Source organism: Bacteroidales bacterium (genome assembly GCA_013141385.1).
Classification (GTDB): domain Bacteria; phylum Bacteroidota; class Bacteroidia; order Bacteroidales; family Tenuifilaceae; genus UBA8529.
This window is the reverse complement of the sequence record JABFRB010000033.1, coordinates 1-16,624: the sequence shown is the minus strand read 5'-3', so window position 1 is coordinate 16,624 and position 16,624 is coordinate 1. Positions and strand designations below refer to the sequence as shown.

Genomic DNA, 16,624 nt, shown 5'->3' with positions numbered 1-16,624 from the left:
AATAATTAAAAATCCTTTTCTCCCTTTTATAGATTATTCAACAAAAAAATGCCCCTATCTTTATAGCAAATTAGTAAAAGGTAAAAGCATGGCTCTTGATACGATTATAGAATTCGCTAATGCCTCGTTATACCAAGAGGGGCAACTTATACTCTCGGAGGTAAATTTTTCGGTTGAGAAGGGGGAATTTGTCTATTTAATAGGCAAGGTAGGAAGTGGGAAAACCAGCGTAATTAAAACAATTACCGCTGAGATTGAACTTAAGGAGGGTGAGGTTCGTGTATCGGAGTTTGATCTTCGTAAATTAAAACGTAAACAAGTACCATACCTACGAAGGAAGATTGGCACAGTTTTCCAGGATTTTCAACTGCTAACGGATCGTTCGGTGCATGATAATCTTCTTTTTGTGCTTCGTGCTACGGGGTGGAAGAATAAAGCCGAGATTGAGCAGCGTATTAAGGATGTTCTTGAGAAGGTTGGATTACAGAATAAGGAGCATAAGATGCCGCATCAGCTATCGGGCGGTGAGCAGCAAAGGGTGGTAATAGCCAGAGCATTGCTAAACGATCCTGAGATTATCCTTGCCGATGAGCCTACCGGCAACCTCGACCCTGAAACCTCGGAAGAGATTATGCGCTTGCTTCATGATATCCCTGCAACAGGAAGGGCGGTAATAATGGCAACTCATAATTATGCTTTGCTAAAAAAGTACCCTGCAAGAACGCTTAAGTGCGAAAGGGGAAGTGTCTCCGAATCGGAGCAAATGTCAGAAATCGATTTTGAAAGTTTGATGGAGTAAACGCGCCTTCGGCGGTTGCTATGCAATTTAAAGTTCACGCAAAGACAGCAAAGAAATTGCGCCAAGTTCGCAAAGAGAAGATATTTCAAAAATGACTTAAAAGTCATTTTCCCTCTGTTTATATCTGTGTTCTAACTCTTTTTTCCTCTGTGCTAATTTTTTTTGTTGTTACAAGAAAATCTGAATAGTTAAATAAAGGCACAATCGCCATCCCCATCGTTAAAGGTTTTGAATTTACCTGTAAGCGTGCTTACTATTTCTTTTGTTGCAAAGTAGATTTGGGTACGTTTTCTTGAGAAAAGATTAAATAAGAATTTTTGTTTGATTTCTTTTATAAGATCCGACTGGTAAATGGTAACCATCGAGGCTCTATATTTAAAGGCATGTAGCATTATTATCCTTGCCATTAGATCAGAGTCCTCATCCTTGAATAAGCAGTAGGGAACAGAAAGTTTAACATCAGTAAGGTTAAAAAATAAAAAACCTATCAACAAATCACTTTTATATACTTTAACAATTGATTGGCTGAACCGTTGAGGATTGGACGAGAAGTAATATTTCCTGCCAATCCTATCACCTAGAGGAGATGATACCAACCAAGGGAAACGCAAAATCCATTGTAACTCAACCCTCGATCTTCGAGTTGGTGTTGAACTGCAAACTTTCTCAAACATCTCCGAAATCTCAGTGTCGGGTCTTTCCAGATACTCAAACTCAACCTCTTTATCTAATCGTAATGTTTTTCCATATAGGGGCATCGGGTTAAAAATGCGTAAGAAGGTATCTGCTAGTTTTAGCATCCAGCTATTCCTTTTAAAAAACGGAGATTTGTTTGGGACTAGACTATAAAGGCAGGGTCTTAGGTAAAACCTACGCCCTTTTTTGGTTAATAATTCTTCGAACTTATCGGATTTATCGTATACAAATTTCGATTCCAAAGCGTAGTTAGTATACATTAAACGTGAACCCCAATCTTTAAGAGCCTCATCGAGTAGAAGTGTGGCTATACCCTGCCTACGGCAATCACAATGAACCCAATTACCACTTAGCCAGGCTACTTTCATTTCTTTTCCATCAACAAAAATTAAATCGGGCATTATAGTACGATACCCAATTAGGGTATCATCTTTATATGCTAGATAAAGAACGGTATCGTTTGGATTTGCCCTTGGGTTAACGGAATAGGACATTGCCCTTAACCGGCTGATAGGGATATGTTCTCTTTCAGAAAGTTGAGGATCTTGCGAATATAGCTGAATATCGTTGGTATTTATTCTATAAATTTTAATCATACTTTATTCGATAATATCCTAGTTTCTTTTTTGCAAGGTAATAAATTATCTCGCTACTCAAAAGTCGAATACCTGAGATGCCATTTACTTCCATTGGAATACGCTGTAAATGTTTTGGAAATCGAACAGGCTGAATGCCAGAAGTGCCAAAGGTTATATCGCAAGGGCTATCCGGGGTTAAATGAAGTTGTTTTATCAAATCATCAGAAACCCCAAAATCGGTAAATGGGAAAGCAAAAAGTTTTGGTTGATCTGGGAAGTTTGAACCTACCCAATTCATGCAACTTAAAACCTCTGAAATCTGTTCCTCAAAACTAATCTCGTTAAAATACGGATGATTATAGCCATGACCCCCTATTGTAAGACCTGATTTTGCCAAAACCAGTAGATCATCCAATGAGAGGTAAGGGTGATTGATGCTTAAATATTCACTTATATCAACACCAATAAGCTCAACAATCCTATTCAGGAGTTTACTCTGATTATGTTTTACTTGAAAAATGGCATTTACAATAATGCGGGAATCACAGTTTACACCTAGTAATTTAGCTATCTCATTATAGGTAACTGCTGAAATATTTGTGGTTTTTAATCTATCGACAATCAAACTAATCTTACACCTATACATTAAATCTTGATTGCCAATATATGCTGGGTTCACAAAGAATGTGGCTGGAATACCTTTCCTTAAAAGAATTGGAGTGATAATATCCTTAACCTCCCTAAAACCGTCATCGAAACTAAGAAAAATATGGGGTTTCTGAGTTTTAATATTGTTTGAGAGGGTATCTACTAAGGTTCTACTATCAATTGGTGTAAAGTACTTAAGGAAAAAGTCTAAATCACGCTCAAATTCATTTACAGAAAGCACATTGTAAAGATGCTTGACATGGGAAGGTGGGTTATTGGATACCAAATGGTAAAATGGGGAGATGGTTTTATTACCAATTCCCTTAGTTACCATTCCTGTTGGTAATACTCTTGAAATTGACCTAAAAAACCTTCTCATCGCTTAAAAAGTTTCAAATACCAAGGTAATCTATTTACAACTAACTGCAGGTAAGTACATTTCTTAGCGCCAAAACCTGCATAAAATCTTGCAACACTTTCAATCGATGAGCCCTCAAAGTCTAATACTAGCTGTGATTCAGAGTAATTGTTAATGAATTGATCAACAAGGGTAAACATTGCCCTATTCGTTCGCCCTAATTCGTTTGAAGCGGCTGATAGGTATATTACTTTCTCATTGGAACAAATAAAAAATGCTGCTGCGCACAATTCCCGATGATCAGTAAATGCTGCATATATTTCACCAACACCCTTTTCAAGCGCTTGAAGCATTATTCTATTTAACAGTTCAATTTGATCGTCTTTAAGAGGAACCATCAAGTTTTGACGTTTAAAATGAATATAATCAGCAACTGATAGCATCTTATTAACGCTAACACCCATTGCTATTGATTTTGATATGTTCCTTTTGGTGTTATCGTTATAATTTGATGATAAATCGAAGTAGGATTGAACTAAATCGAGCTGATAGGTAACCCTCTCGAATATCTCACCCTTATCATTTTTAAGGTAATTAAAGGTGTTAAAATTGATAATCTGGTGCTGAAATTTCTTGGGAATTGAATCTAAAAACAATTTAATGTTTTGGCTATCAATTTTAATAGATGAAAACACACCTAACTGCTGAGTAAATAAGGGTTGATAAAGATATGACACTCCATATTTCTTCCCCTTAACTAAAGGGAAAACAACTTTATAGTCATCCCCAACCAACGCGTCCCACTCCCCTGCTACAATATTCAGATACCATGAATATGCATAAACAATTCCATTAAGAGAACGATTTATGCAATCATCCCACTTTAAGAAATCAATATCATTATGTTTTACGTAGCTGATTTTCACATTAGGGCTTCTTTACTTTTTCAAGCACTAATGGCATTAGTAACTCCCACCCTTTCCAAGGTGATTGTCCCGATAGATACTCGTTATGCCAAATAGAAATGAATGTTCCATTCACCGCTTTTACTTTATTTACAAGAGCCATAGTTCTTTCGTAAGCCGCTAATGGCGTCAATTTCATCTGAGAGCAAAGGGTAAAATCCATAGTTTGAAATGGGAAGATTTTTAAATCTATTACCCGCTCCTCTTTAAGATTATAAAAATAAAAAGGAGTACATGTGCTGGCTCGAAACCCAATACGATCAGAGTATCCCATTGAATAATCTTCGTTTATCCCAAGGGCCAGAAGATTGCTATACGTTGTAGGAAGAAAAATTCTTAGATAATGCTGTCTGCTTGCAAAAACTTCGGTTTCAATTGCTCTAACGATATTAGAAATTTCCTCTCTTACTATTTCGACATTAGCACCAGAACGATATGAAGGATGGATTCCAACTTTGAATTTTTTTCTGATTCTAAATAACAGATTCCGCATCTCACTATTCTGAATGGAAATGTTTCTATCGTAGCGATTATATTTCCCAACTAAAGCAAACCAAATAGTATTCGGCCAATCAATTAGTATTGAAAAAACGCTTTCGTAAATATCAAAAGGATCTTTTCTCAATTTGGAATAAACAACAATCCTGTCTACTACATCCTTAAAATGAAAAGTTACAAGTGATTTTAATGTGCCTAAAATGGCTCTTCCAGAACCTTTATTCTTGTAGGCAAAGGCACTATCTATATCAATGGTAGGAATGAATTCAAATTTTTTTGGGTTGATCTCAAAACTGGGAAACTTATCCCTAATCTTATCGACTAATTTATATGCCCACTGGTCAACAATTGGGTCTTCCAAAAAACCACCAATTGAAGCAATGCTTTGCCCAGATGTAAAACGATTATGCTTATCGGGCTCAAAAAGCAGGTATTCTTCGTATCGGGAAATAAGATAGAATGATGCTGCAAATATATCGAACGGAATGTCAGCCTCTTTTGAGGTTTGGAAAAAAGCAGGCAACTCCTCCCATCTAAAAAAATCTATTTTCTGGCGAGCAATTGAATCCTCAATCATGAGACTATGAGGGACAATATGAATCCCCTCCTTAACCTTTGATCTACAATAGGATATCAGTACCCCGCTATACTGCTTAGCTTCTGAATAGGATGATGTAACCCTAATCTTCACCCCAAGAATCTCCTCGAAAATAAACCTAATCGCATAATCAACACGCGGTGTAAGTCTTTGAGTATAAATAAGTACCTCCATCCAGAAAAAGAAATTTTTAAACTATTACGAATATATGGTTTTTTTTAAGAAACAAGCAAATAATACAAGTGTAAGAATAGAGCCATATTCTATTAATAACAAATTACAAATACTAAGCAAATTGCAAGATTTATAAGTCTAGCGTAACATTAGTAATTCCAGTACCTCCAAATTCAATATGCTCATCGGCAAATGATTTAATACCGGGGTGAGTTGCAAGGTATTCCCTAATCAGCTGACGTAAAATACCATTCCCCTTACCATGTAGGATGCGAACCTGACCAATACCAAGCATCAAAGCCTCATCTACTAATTCCTGAGTTGCACGAATTGCTTCATCAGCACGGAATCCTCGAATATCAATATTCGATTTAAAATTTAGCCTTCGCTTATGTGTATCGACACTCGCTCCTGTTCTGGGCTGAGAAACCTCCCGATTCGCCTTCCTATACTCATTAGCCGATATCAGCTCTAACTTATCGATATCAACACTTGTCATCATATTCCCAAAAGCAACAACGGCATTCTTTTGCCCAACCTCAACAATTTCTCCTACTATATCTTGTTCCTTCATTCTAACCTTATCGCCCTTCTCCATTGCTTTGGGAGCAAGATCTTCGGAAAAACCAGCATCTTCTATTTGTCCTTTTTCTCTATTTTTCTCCTCCCTACGCTTCTGTTTCTCCTTGATTTGCAATATCTTTTTCTCAATATCCTCATCATTTGAATTAATCTTGCTCTCAAAATCTTCCTTAAAATCTTCCAACTCGGAACGTACCTCTTTGGTCTTCTCCTTTTGGGCGTTTGTTTCCTTAATAACTCGAATTGTATTCTCTATTTGACGGTTCGTATCCAAGAGTAAAGCCCCTGCCTCCTTCTTTGCCTTAGCAAGAATCTCCTTGCGCTGCTCCTTAATGGATAGAAGTTCCTGTTCTAACTTCTTTTCCATCTCCTCAACTTTCCGATTTGTTAAACGAATATTATCCCGTTTTTTCTCCCAATACCGCTTATCGCGCGATATCTCTCTTAGATGCTTCTCGAAACTAACATGATCTTCACCCACCTTTGATGATGCTGATTGAAGAACATCTTCTGGCAGTCCAATTTTTCTGGCAATCTCAAAAGCGAAACTACTTCCTGGTTTCCCAATTTCGAGTTTGAAAAGCGGTTGAATCTTACTAACATCAAATAGCATTGCACCATTTACAATGCCATGTGTACCCGATGCAAAATGCTTAAGGTTTGTATAGTGAGTTGTAATAATTCCAAATGTTCCCTGCTCGCAGAATCGCTGAAGTATAGATTCGGCGATGGCTCCACCGACCATTGGCTCTGTTCCCGCACCAAACTCATCGATAAGAATCAACGACTTTGAATCCGCATTGCGGAGAAAATGCTTCATATTCAACAAGTGCGAGCTGTATGTACTTAAATCGTTTTCAATTGATTGCTCATCACCAATATCAATAAAAATTTTATCGAATATCCCAATCTCAGAATTCTCTAGCAATGAAGGTAAAAACCCACATTGAAGCATATACTGAAGCAATCCAACGGTTTTAAGGCAAACCGATTTCCCACCCGCATTGGGTCCAGAAATAAGAAGAACTCTCTCATTTACATTAAGTTCAACATCCAGAGGAACTATCTCTTTCCCCTCACGTTTAAGGGTTAAGAAAAGTAATGGGTGCTTGGCCTGACGAATAAATATATGTGGCTTAGAGGTTAGTATTGGCTTTGCACCTCCAACATCTATTGCAAAGAGTGCTTTTGCTCTAATAAAATCGATAGTTCCAAGGAAATCGTACGCTAAAATCAGTTCAGGAAGGTATGGTCGAATTGTATCGGTAAATTCAACCAGAATACGAATCACCTCACGACGTTCAGCGTATTCCAACTCCCGAATCTCGTTGTTCAACTCAACTACCTCAACGGGTTCAATATAAACTGTTTTCCCAGATGCCGATTCATCGTGAACAAATCCTTTTATTTTGCGCTTATTTGCTGCCGCAACGGGGATTACAATCCTACCATCGCGAACAGCGGGTGATGCATCGGATTCAACAAAACCTTCGGATTGTCCTTGCTTAAGTATGCTCTGAATGCGCTTTGAAACCGAGGCCTGTTTAGCCGATACCTCAGAGCGAATTCGAGCTAACTCAGGTGATGCATTATCCTTTATCTTCCCAAATTTATTAAGAATTGAATCAATCCTATCGGTTACATAAGGGTAATATGATAAACCTTTTGTAAGGTTTGTAAGGTTTGGGTATCGGGGTTCTTCGCCTCGACGGAAAAAGGAAAGTAACGATTTTATGGAATCGAGTGATTTGCGCAGATCGTATAATTCGCGTTCATCGAGCCAAGTTCCAACAACCTTTATGCGTTCAAGGAATGGAGTGGAATCGATATAATTATCAACAGGAAAAGAGTCATCCATCAAACAGATGGTTTTCATCTCATCGGTTTCGGCAATATAACGAAGAATTGTTTCAAAATCGGTGCAATACGAAATTTCACCAACCTTTCTAACTCCCAGATTACAAAGGCAACGAGAGGAAACTAGCGCACGAATTCGGTCAAACCCGACTTTCTCTTCAAAATTTTTTGGATAGATGTAATCCATATTGCTTTAAATTCAGCACAAAGGTAAGAAAATAACAAGAAGTGCCTAGAGTACTTAAAATGCCTAGAGTGACTAAAGTTAATGCACTTAAAATACAAATAATTAGTTTCTTTCTCTTGCTTGGCATTCTTAGATAAAATCAAATAAAAAGTAATTATTCTTCTTTTCAATAAAATAGAACAATCTTTGAAAAATTAAAATTTACATACGTATGAACCACCCGAATATTCTCAACACACTTGGTCCATGTGGTATAAACTGCCAAAAATGCTTTGCTTTTAATAATGGTAGTATTAAGAAAAACAGCGAAGCATTAAAAAATGATCTTGGAAATTTCGAAGTTTACGCTAAACGATTTTCAGAACTACTAGATGCTCCGATTTTCAACAAATACCAAGAGTTTAAGGTGATGCTCGATTATTTTGCCTCTTCCAACTGCTTGGGATGTAGGAAACAGGAATGTCATCTATTTAAATCATGTAATGTACGGGTTTGTCACAAAACCAAATCGGTTGATTTCTGCTTCCAATGCAATGAGTTTCCGTGCAATCATACTGGTTTTGATAGCCATCTTGAGCAAAGGTGGATAAAATAAACCAGAGGATGAAAGAGATTGGAGTTGAAAACTACTATAATGAGATAAAAGATAAGCCGAGGTATTAACTTGAAGTGCCTTGAGTACTTGAAATGCCTAGAGTGCCTAAAGTTACGTGTTGAAAAAACTTTAGGCACTCTAAACTCTAGGCACTTTAAGTACTTTTCTTACTAATAATTAGTTCCCTTTTCTTCGAAATAAGCCTCTGGATGATTACAAACTGGGCAATTTTTTAATGCTTTCTTTCCCTTATGAACATGTCCGCACTTACGACACACCCATTCTACATCCTCTTCGCGTTCAAACACTTTACCAGACTCCACTCTTTCAAGCAACTTTTTATACCTCTCCTCGTGCTCTTTTTCAATTTTAGCAATAAGTTTAAATGCGGTAGCAATTTTCTTAAAACCTTCTTGCTCGGCTATCTCTGCAAAATGTGGATACAAATCAGTCCACTCCTCATGCTCGCCCATTGCTGAGGCTTTTAGGTTCTCTGCGGTTGTTCCAATTGAGCCCGCGGGGTATGTTGCGGTAATTTCAACAGGACCTCCTTCTAAAAATCTAAAAAATATCTTAGCATGTGCTTCTTCTTGTAATGCAGTGGTCATAAATAGTTCAGCAATTTGCTCAAAACCTTCTTCCTTGGCCTTCTTTGAAAAAAAGGTATAGCGGTTTTTAGCCTGTGATTCGCCAGCAAATGCTTTAAGTAGATTTTTCTCGGTTTGAGTTCCTTTTATACTTTTATCCATGTCAGTATTGTTTAATTTAGATTTGAATCAAAATTAGTAAAAAGATGTTTCGAACACTTTTTATACGGTATTAATTATTGATACTATTTATTTCCTTTTTGAGTTTTGGTATAGGGTATAAAGGTTAATGCGTATCTTTAAAAAATAAAACGCTCTAAACTCCTACCATGAAAACCTCAAAATTATTTTTATTCATTTTATTAGCAATCACACTAATTGCTTATAATGAATTATCAGCTCAAAATAGTTTTCCAACTCTCAAAGGAGATTTTCTTGGTCAAAAACTTACTGGGTCGAAACCAGAAATATTTGCACCGGGAATAATATCAACAGGTTTGTACGAAAGAGATTTTGCAATATCACCCGATGGAAACGAAATTTACTATTCTCTTTTTCAGGGTGATTGGAATACAATTATGACAACTAAAAGGATCAATGGAGTTTGGCAAGAAGCAGTAGTTGCCTCGTTTGCAAGGGATACATCTTTTTTCTTTGCTGAACCTGCTTTGTCTGCTGATGGCAAGAAGATCTTTTTCCTCTCAACAAAACCAAGAGCCAATGAGGTTGCTAAAGCAGGCTGGGCGAACCAAAACATATGGGTGGCTGAAATGCAAGCAGATAATAGCTGGGGCGAAGCCAAACCGTTACCCGAATTTATAAATGCTTTCGATGAGTTCTACCCCTCGCTTACAAAGGATGGAACACTTTACTTCTGCCGTACAGATTCAAAAACAAAAGTATCGCAAATACTTCGCGCAAAACTGGTGAATGGTGAATACCAAAATCCAACTGTTCTTCCTGCTCCAGTTAACGAAAAAGGAACTATTTATAATGCCTGTATTGCTCCTGATGATAGCTACCTTATAGGTTGTGTGGCTGGAAGGGATTCAAGTAACTTGAAAAAATCTACCTACATGCTATTTTTTCATAACGTAGATGATACTTGGAGTAACGGAATAGATCTTATTAAAGAGCTAAACCTTCCCTGCCTAGATGCCATAAGCATTTCAGTTACTCCAGATGGAAAATATTTGTTTTTTGCCTCATCAACAAAAACCATAAAATTTAAAGATATACTGCCAGATTGGAAACTTAGCTCAATTTCAAAAAGGAGGTTAGTCCCCGGCAATGGAAACTCAGATATTTACTGGATGCCTATAGATGAAGGGTTTAAGAAATTTCGAAAATAAACTATCCTCATTTAGAGTTTTATAACTACTTAGGTGCATGATTTGATAGCTATTTTTTTAAAAGAAAATAAAAAAAGTCAATTACCATGATATTCTTGCACTAATAATTCTCGCAAAGCCGCCAAGTTCGCAAAGAAGAAAAAACTAAAAGTTTTTCCCTTTGCGCTGATTAATTGTTGTCATTATAAATTTCTTAGTTTTTTCGATAAACCTACATTAGTGTGTTTTTTCTGTTTTTTTTCTTATAACGATTCCACCTTCATTGTCTTTTATTTATCCTCTACGGATTAATTTCTCTGTGACTTTGCGTGCGATTTTTTGTATGCTGAATAGTTACATAGTTTTGTATATCTTTACTTCATATCCTTATCGTATCACTATGAAAACACTCTTACCTATCATCCTATTTGTTTTTGTTGTTATTGGCTGCTCAAGAAGTAACTTTGATAAAGATAAAACTGAAATCAAAGCGGTAATGGACAAACAATCCCAGTGCTGGAGCAATGGCGATATTGATGGGTTTATGGATGGTTATTGGAAATCCGATAGTTTAAGGTTTTTAGGTAGACGAGGCCTTACAAAGGGCTGGCAGACAACATTAGATAATTACAAAAAATCGTACCCCGATAAACAAACCATGGGAAGGCTTAAATTCACCCACATATCATTTGAACCATTGAATGATAAACAAATGTTTGTTGTTGGCAAATGGGCTCTTGAAAGGGAAAAAGACACCCTAAAAGGATTCTATTCTTTGCTTTGGAAAAAAATTGATGGTCGATGGAAGGTAATCTTCGACCATACAAATTAGTATTAAAATGCTACTGTTTTAATTCAAAAACCTATTGTTAAGGAATAATTACTATTGAATCTCTTCTAAATATTCCTTCCCTTAAGAAATAGAAATAGTACTTACCTGCACTATTAATAGTGACGTTAATTGTAGTATCCTTGTATTCTTGCATGTCGTAGCAAGCCTCACCATGATTCTCGAAAAGTGCATGTGCATAACCCCTATAGGTGAAATTATCGTACTTATCCACTACAAATCGTAAGTTCTTTAGGCAAGAATTATCAATTACTGAATTTAAAGATGTACTAAAAGGAACTGAGACCTTTGCTGTATCGGGCAAACTCCAACTTGTTAGATTTAATACTATTTCATATTTTGCATACGTCCCTCCATCCATACATCTAGACATAGTAATTATCAATGTTAGGACTCCAATATAAAACAATAGTTTTTTCATGATAAAAATATTTAATTCGATTATTTACTCAGCCTTTATTTGTAATTGTGATACCCTTTTATGAGTTGTAAAAATAAATCTTTTTTCCACTCTTTGAACATCTTTTATTGCAACTTTTAAAATTTAGCTTTTACAGGAGGTTTAATAGCTTTGCAAACTATCTTAAATCATTGAAAAACTATCCAAAAGATAACTCAAACAAGGAATTTTGAGTGTTCAAATCCAGATAAGTGATTTATTATTTATCATGCCAACGAGTCCTTGAATATTGAACTAGCTAAATGATGAACCCTACATGTGAAATGCAACGCTTAAAATGCTCAAACAATACACGCAATTTGATTGCTTCCTTAATTTTAACTGAATAGATGTTTTTGTAAATTAGACGAATAATTAATTTCAAACAATACCACAATGTGCTACTGGATTGGAACAAAGAAAGTCCGTAAGGCTATGGAACAAAGATCTAAAAATCAGTATCCAAGTGAATTTAATCAACAAGTTAATGAAGCAATTGTTGCTATGAAGGACGAGTTCATGGAGTATTACGTTGCTATTGGCAAAGGGAAACCGCAAATAACCGCCTTAGTAAAGGAGAATGGGAAGCTGCAATTCCATAATATGCAATGGACTCTTCCATATTCATACTATGATAAAAAAACGAGTAAAGTTGTTACACGAGAATTGCTGAACTCAACCTGTGAACGAGTATTCTACCAGCATAAGGATATTATATTTAATCATCGATGCTTAATTCCAATTGATGGTTACTTTGAGTATTATCACTTTAGAAAGGAAACCTACCCATATTTTATTCAACCTAAAAATGGAGACCTTTTTTATGCAGGTGGAATTTGGAATAAAAAGGTTGACGAGCAAACTGGAGAGATTTCTGAGTCGTTCTCAATTATTACAACTCCCCCAAACCCCTTAGTTGAAAAGATTCACAATAATCCCGATGCACCAAATGGATCGCGGATGCTTTTGCTCATAAAAGAGGATGAAGCACTGAACTACTTGAATGAAAACTTAACCATCGAAGAGGTAAAGCAATTCTTTAAGCCATATGACGAAAAGGAGATGACAGCACATTCTGTTTTAAGATTTCAAAGGAAAGAGAACTCTCAATTTCTTAATTCCTCCAAGGTTCAGGAATACTTTGAATATCCTGAATTGGTGGCTTAGAAACAATATCATATTGAAAAGAACTTAAGGTTTCTAATTTTGCATGTATATATGCTAAAATAAATACGCTCTGCAAATCTCCGCTAGGCTAAAGAAAATTTCGTTTTGCTTACAGACTAGGGCGAACGCTAGGAGTGTAACTATTTAATTCGTTTATTCTCCTTTGACTCTTTCAATAATTTAGCATTTTGTGGGCTGACAATTTTCTTCCCTGTTTGTTGTTCAATTTTCTTTCTGGTATCTCCTGCTATTTCACCGCCTTTTTTGGCAATTCTTTTATTATCATCAAAAGTTTTGGGGTTATTTTCCTTGCTTATTTCTGTAGTTGTTGCTTCTGCCAACATATTTAGCACAAGTTCAAGATTAGTCATATTATCTCGTAGATTTTCCTTTTTTAACCCTTTAAACTTCTTATACTGCCCAACCGTATTTCCACTCCAGGCTTGTGTAATAATATCTGTAAGTGTGGCAAAATCTTGTCCTTTTTTAACACCTCTTTTTTCCCATTCATCGGTTAATTCTTTTCTAACCTCTATACTTTTTAATCGTTGATTTATCCAAGCCGAGCTATACCCTAAAGCCAAATAATTCTCCATAGCCCTATCAATTGACTTTTCCGGATCTTGACTTTCTTCTATTCTCTCGTACCCAACTTTTGCCAACCATTGTTTAAATGGCTCTGCCTTCGGAGAAGGGATTGATTGTATTAATCGAAATAATTGTTCAGTATCAGCCACATCTGTTAAGTAAAACTTTCCATCTTCAGATTGCATTTTCAGTTGTCCCAAATTTTGGGACAACTCACTCCCTTCCAGTTTTAACTTAGATTTTAAAGCACTCCAATATTTTCGTGGTCTTGGACTATCAGTTAAAATTTCAATAATATCAACAACAGAAAAGTACCATTTCTCCTGTTCACTATCCCAATTTGAACGTATCTTTTTACTTTCAAATATTTTAATATCCTTCATTGTTACGAGTTATTTCTTTCTGCAAAATTTCATATTAACGATATTGTAAAAATATCACATTTAGCAAATATCGTTAGGGAAGTAAAAATAAACCTTTTTCAACCTAATTAAATAACTTTTATCTCAACTTTTAAATTTAACTGTTTTAATAGTAGAATAGTTTACAAATTATTTTAAATCATGGTAATATTAAAGTGATTTTAGAATACAGTAAGTTCATTTACAGAGATATAACTCGCATAAAACAACCTATACCCAGTCCAATGACAATTTCTCTTTATTTACAGCCTCCAGCAAACGGGGTTTTCGTTGGTAGGTCAGTAGACTATTATTTAAATATGACGAAGATACGCTTCGCTAATCTACTGCGAACTGGGGATTAATGGAATTTCAATAGTATAAAAATTCAAAAATAATCCGCTCATATTTATAGTTTCAATAAAAATTGATTATTTATCTCATTGCTATTAATTAATTCATTAATATAAAAATACAAATCATCATTTGATAAAGTATTATCATACTTTGGATATTTAAGCTTTGTTTCTAAGAGTTTATTTATAGAGTTTTTGTTTCTATCTCTAATATTACCAATTTTTTTTATAAGATATTGTTTAGTGTTTGAGGAATAATCAATATTATACAATTTTCTTAAATAGAAAGCCCTTAGAATATTTGCTTCTGTTGTTGGATTTAAATTTTTATAAAGGGGAGATGATTGGAGTATTTCAAGACAATTATTTTTAATAAAGTCATTGTAATACTTTATATCTAAATTGCTTGTGTGTAAATTAATTACTAGTGCATCAAAATTATAAAAGCATCCTTTAGCAATACTATTCAATTTTTTTTCATCATTCAATTTCACTAAATTATTTTTAAATGCCCAATTATTCTCAATACTCCACATATCAACTTCAACGTTTTTATACTGTATTTTAATACCATTATGCCTATTAATTGCATATATTGAATTTGAATCCCTCAATAATTCTAAAAGCTTTTCATGTTTTAAATCAATTATAATATCTATATCTCTGGATGACTTATCATTTATTAAATCTCTCAAATAACCTCCAACAATATAAGCCGAACCATAAACAAAGATTTCATATAGCAAATATTTTAGTGAAGAATTATTATTTAATAACTCACTAAATGATAAATTAAATTTGTCCTTTATTTCCTTATATTCTAGCATTATTAATTATATTTAATACCCGTCAATTCCTGGAAAAGTGTAATTGCATATGAATCTGTCATGCCGCTTATAAAATCCACAACTAATTGAAGTTTCTTATATTCTTTATTTTCATACTTTTCAATGTCTTGATATACTTTTCTATGACTTGCTGCTATTATTTTATATAAACGTGATTCATAATTATTACCAGTTGCATTAAAATTCTCACTTCTAGATGCTGTAACAAATATTTTCAACAAACCATATATTGCCTCCCAGCCAGCCATTTCTTTTTTCAAAATAGATTTATTATCAAAAAGAATATTTTGTAATTTCTTATAAGCTATTCTAATATCCTTTGCATTTGAAATATTAATGATCTCATCTTCTAATTCTCCATTCATAATAGAATCATAATTTTCTTCAAATGCATTTATTATGCATTCGATCATTAACTTCTGAGTATGAATTCTAAATTTTTGAACGATTAATGATTTGCTGACATCTGTATTATCAAAATATGTTTTTCTTAATTCTTTCAAGTAATTTAAAACTTCTTCTTTGTTTTCAGTTAAATATTTGTCAAATAAAACGTAAATGTCATCAATATTAACTATGCCTAATTTTACACCATCTTCGATATCTGCTGCACTATATGCAATATCATCTGCAGCTTCTAATAAGTATACGACAGGATGTCTTCTGTTTTTTAACTTTAAGTAATCATTTATCGTCTTATAAGTTTCTGTTTCAGAAACAAAATATCCAAATTTCTTTTTAGCAATTTCAAGAGTAGGTTTTTTGTTTCCATCTAATGAATTAGAAGGATATTTCACTATAGATGCGAGACTTGAGTAATTTAAATTATAACCCCTGTCGTCTCCAAAATAATATAACTTAGATAGTATTCTGAATGTCTGAACATTTCCATCAAAGTTTATGAAATCTGCCTTTTCTAATTCACTTAAGGTAGTAGTGTTATTTAAGAAATAATCTTTAAAGAATTTCTTAATAGCTTCTTCCCCAAAATGACCAAAAGGAGGATTGCCTAAGTCATGTACTAACCCAGCAACTCTTAATAATGAACTTAAATTACCTTTTAAAGTAATATCAATATCTTTCTTTTTTAACAACTTATTTTCTACACTTTGACCAATTGAACTAGCAATATATGATACCTCAAGAGAGTGTGTCAATCTTGTTCTTATATAGTCACTTTTTTCTAAAGGGAATACTTGAGTCTTATCTTGAAGTCTTCTAATTGGGGAACTTGAAATAAGTCTTCCATAATCGTTTTCAAATGGGTTTCTTCCATCTGATTTATTTGTTTTGGACTTTTGTCTAAATCTTTTGTCTCTTAAAAGTAAGATCCATTTATCTCTATGATTCATTATGTCGAAGTTGTTTATTAGTCTTTTATATAACGAATGTATATTTAATATTTCATTAACCATGTTTTAATCAAAAGGTCATTCATATAAAATAATTCTTCTTTTAGCCAAAACTAGTAAAAAAATATTGCTTTTAAGAGTAAGATACTGAAAAACATTCCCATAATAAG

14 protein-coding genes and 1 pseudogene are annotated in these 16,624 nt (G+C 34.5%); 5 read left to right on the top strand and 10 right to left on the bottom strand.

Annotated elements, in window-relative coordinates; genetic code table 11:
• Positions 1-88 precede the first annotated feature (88 nt).
• Complete coding sequence (locus tag HOO91_17235) at positions 89-799, top strand: ATP-binding cassette domain-containing protein (protein ID NOU19303.1); 711 nt, start codon at positions 89-91, stop codon at positions 797-799.
• Between the two features lie 188 nt (positions 800-987).
• On the opposite strand, the gene HOO91_17230 is transcribed toward HOO91_17235, so the two are convergent.
• The 5 genes from HOO91_17230 to HOO91_17210 all read right to left on the bottom strand — a co-directional run bounded on the left by HOO91_17230 (position 988) and on the right by HOO91_17210 (position 7,940).
• Entirely contained in the window at positions 988-2,091 is a 1,104-nt protein-coding gene (locus tag HOO91_17230) for a GNAT family N-acetyltransferase (protein NOU19302.1), read from the bottom strand.
• Complete coding sequence (locus tag HOO91_17225; protein NOU19301.1) at positions 2,084-3,100, bottom strand: polysaccharide deacetylase family protein; 1,017 nt, start codon at positions 3,098-3,100, stop codon at positions 2,084-2,086. Before HOO91_17225 ends, HOO91_17230 begins: the two co-directional genes overlap by 8 nt.
• Complete coding sequence (locus HOO91_17220; protein NOU19300.1) at positions 3,097-4,005, bottom strand: hypothetical protein; 909 nt, start codon at positions 4,003-4,005, stop codon at positions 3,097-3,099. The genes HOO91_17225 and HOO91_17220 overlap by 4 nt, the downstream gene beginning before the upstream one ends.
• 1 nt (position 4,006) lies before the next feature.
• Positions 4,007-5,314: a hypothetical protein gene (locus tag HOO91_17215; protein NOU19299.1), complete on the bottom strand. Its 1,308-nt coding sequence runs from the start codon at positions 5,312-5,314 to the stop codon at positions 4,007-4,009.
• A 130-nt stretch (positions 5,315-5,444) separates the two neighbouring features.
• The gene (locus HOO91_17210) at positions 5,445-7,940 is read right to left on the bottom strand and encodes an endonuclease MutS2 (protein NOU19298.1); all 2,496 of its coding nucleotides are present in this window, start codon (positions 7,938-7,940) and stop codon (positions 5,445-5,447) included.
• A 211-nt stretch (positions 7,941-8,151) separates the two neighbouring features.
• Here HOO91_17210 and HOO91_17205 point away from each other — a divergent pair.
• Positions 8,152-8,603, top strand: a pseudogene (locus HOO91_17205) (DUF3795 domain-containing protein).
• A 102-nt stretch (positions 8,604-8,705) separates the two neighbouring features.
• On the opposite strand, the gene HOO91_17200 reads toward HOO91_17205, so the two are convergent.
• The gene (locus tag HOO91_17200; protein ID NOU19297.1) at positions 8,706-9,284 is read right to left on the bottom strand and encodes a rubrerythrin family protein; all 579 of its coding nucleotides are present in this window, start codon (positions 9,282-9,284) and stop codon (positions 8,706-8,708) included.
• Positions 9,285-9,451: 167 nt separating this feature from the next.
• Between HOO91_17200 and HOO91_17195 the strand changes: the two genes are divergently transcribed.
• Entirely contained in the window at positions 9,452-10,474 is a 1,023-nt protein-coding gene (locus HOO91_17195; protein ID NOU19296.1) for a hypothetical protein, read from the top strand.
• 397 nt (positions 10,475-10,871) lie between these two features.
• On the top strand, positions 10,872-11,285 hold the full coding sequence (locus tag HOO91_17190) for a DUF4440 domain-containing protein (protein NOU19295.1): 414 nt from the start codon (positions 10,872-10,874) through the stop codon (positions 11,283-11,285).
• A gap of 37 nt (positions 11,286-11,322) precedes the next feature.
• Here the strand turns inward: HOO91_17190 and HOO91_17185 are convergent, their stop codons facing one another.
• Positions 11,323-11,724: a hypothetical protein gene (locus tag HOO91_17185; GenBank protein NOU19294.1), complete on the bottom strand. Its 402-nt coding sequence runs from the start codon at positions 11,722-11,724 to the stop codon at positions 11,323-11,325.
• Positions 11,725-12,138: 414 nt separating this feature from the next.
• On the opposite strand from HOO91_17185, the gene HOO91_17180 reads away from it, so the two are divergent.
• Complete coding sequence (locus tag HOO91_17180; GenBank protein NOU19293.1) at positions 12,139-12,909, top strand: hypothetical protein; 771 nt, start codon at positions 12,139-12,141, stop codon at positions 12,907-12,909.
• Between the two features lie 140 nt (positions 12,910-13,049).
• On the opposite strand, the gene HOO91_17175 is transcribed toward HOO91_17180, so the two are convergent.
• From HOO91_17175 to dgt, 3 genes are all read right to left on the bottom strand, one after another.
• The gene (locus tag HOO91_17175) at positions 13,050-13,880 is read right to left on the bottom strand and encodes a Bro-N domain-containing protein (GenBank protein ID NOU19292.1); all 831 of its coding nucleotides are present in this window, start codon (positions 13,878-13,880) and stop codon (positions 13,050-13,052) included.
• A gap of 427 nt (positions 13,881-14,307) precedes the next feature.
• On the bottom strand, positions 14,308-15,081 hold the full coding sequence (locus HOO91_17170; protein NOU19291.1) for a hypothetical protein: 774 nt from the start codon (positions 15,079-15,081) through the stop codon (positions 14,308-14,310).
• A 2-nt stretch (positions 15,082-15,083) separates the two neighbouring features.
• A complete protein-coding gene (gene dgt, locus HOO91_17165) occupies positions 15,084-16,454 on the bottom strand; it encodes a dNTP triphosphohydrolase (GenBank protein NOU19290.1) in 1,371 nt (456 codons plus the stop codon).
• Between the last annotated feature and the right edge of the window lie 170 nt (positions 16,455-16,624).

Bases quoted from the DNA above. Each gene is read 5' to 3' on its own strand.
- HOO91_17235 (NOU19303.1), top strand. From the start codon at position 89: ATGGCTCTTGATACGATTATAGAATTCGCTAATGCCTCGTTATACCAA.
- HOO91_17230 (NOU19302.1), bottom strand. From the start codon at position 2,091: ATGATTAAAATTTATAGAATAAATACCAACGATATTCAGCTATATTCG.
- HOO91_17225 (NOU19301.1), bottom strand. From the start codon at position 3,100: ATGAGAAGGTTTTTTAGGTCAATTTCAAGAGTATTACCAACAGGAATG.
- HOO91_17215 (NOU19299.1), bottom strand. From the start codon at position 5,314: ATGGAGGTACTTATTTATACTCAAAGACTTACACCGCGTGTTGATTAT.
- HOO91_17210 (NOU19298.1), bottom strand. From the start codon at position 7,940: ATGGATTACATCTATCCAAAAAATTTTGAAGAGAAAGTCGGGTTTGAC.
- HOO91_17200 (NOU19297.1), bottom strand. From the start codon at position 9,284: ATGGATAAAAGTATAAAAGGAACTCAAACCGAGAAAAATCTACTTAAA.
- HOO91_17195 (NOU19296.1), top strand. From the start codon at position 9,452: ATGAAAACCTCAAAATTATTTTTATTCATTTTATTAGCAATCACACTA.
- HOO91_17185 (NOU19294.1), bottom strand. From the start codon at position 11,724: ATGAAAAAACTATTGTTTTATATTGGAGTCCTAACATTGATAATTACT.
- HOO91_17180 (NOU19293.1), top strand. From the start codon at position 12,139: ATGTGCTACTGGATTGGAACAAAGAAAGTCCGTAAGGCTATGGAACAA.
- HOO91_17175 (NOU19292.1), bottom strand. From the start codon at position 13,880: ATGAAGGATATTAAAATATTTGAAAGTAAAAAGATACGTTCAAATTGG.
- HOO91_17170 (NOU19291.1), bottom strand. From the start codon at position 15,081: ATGCTAGAATATAAGGAAATAAAGGACAAATTTAATTTATCATTTAGT.
- dgt (NOU19290.1), bottom strand. From the start codon at position 16,454: ATGAATCATAGAGATAAATGGATCTTACTTTTAAGAGACAAAAGATTT.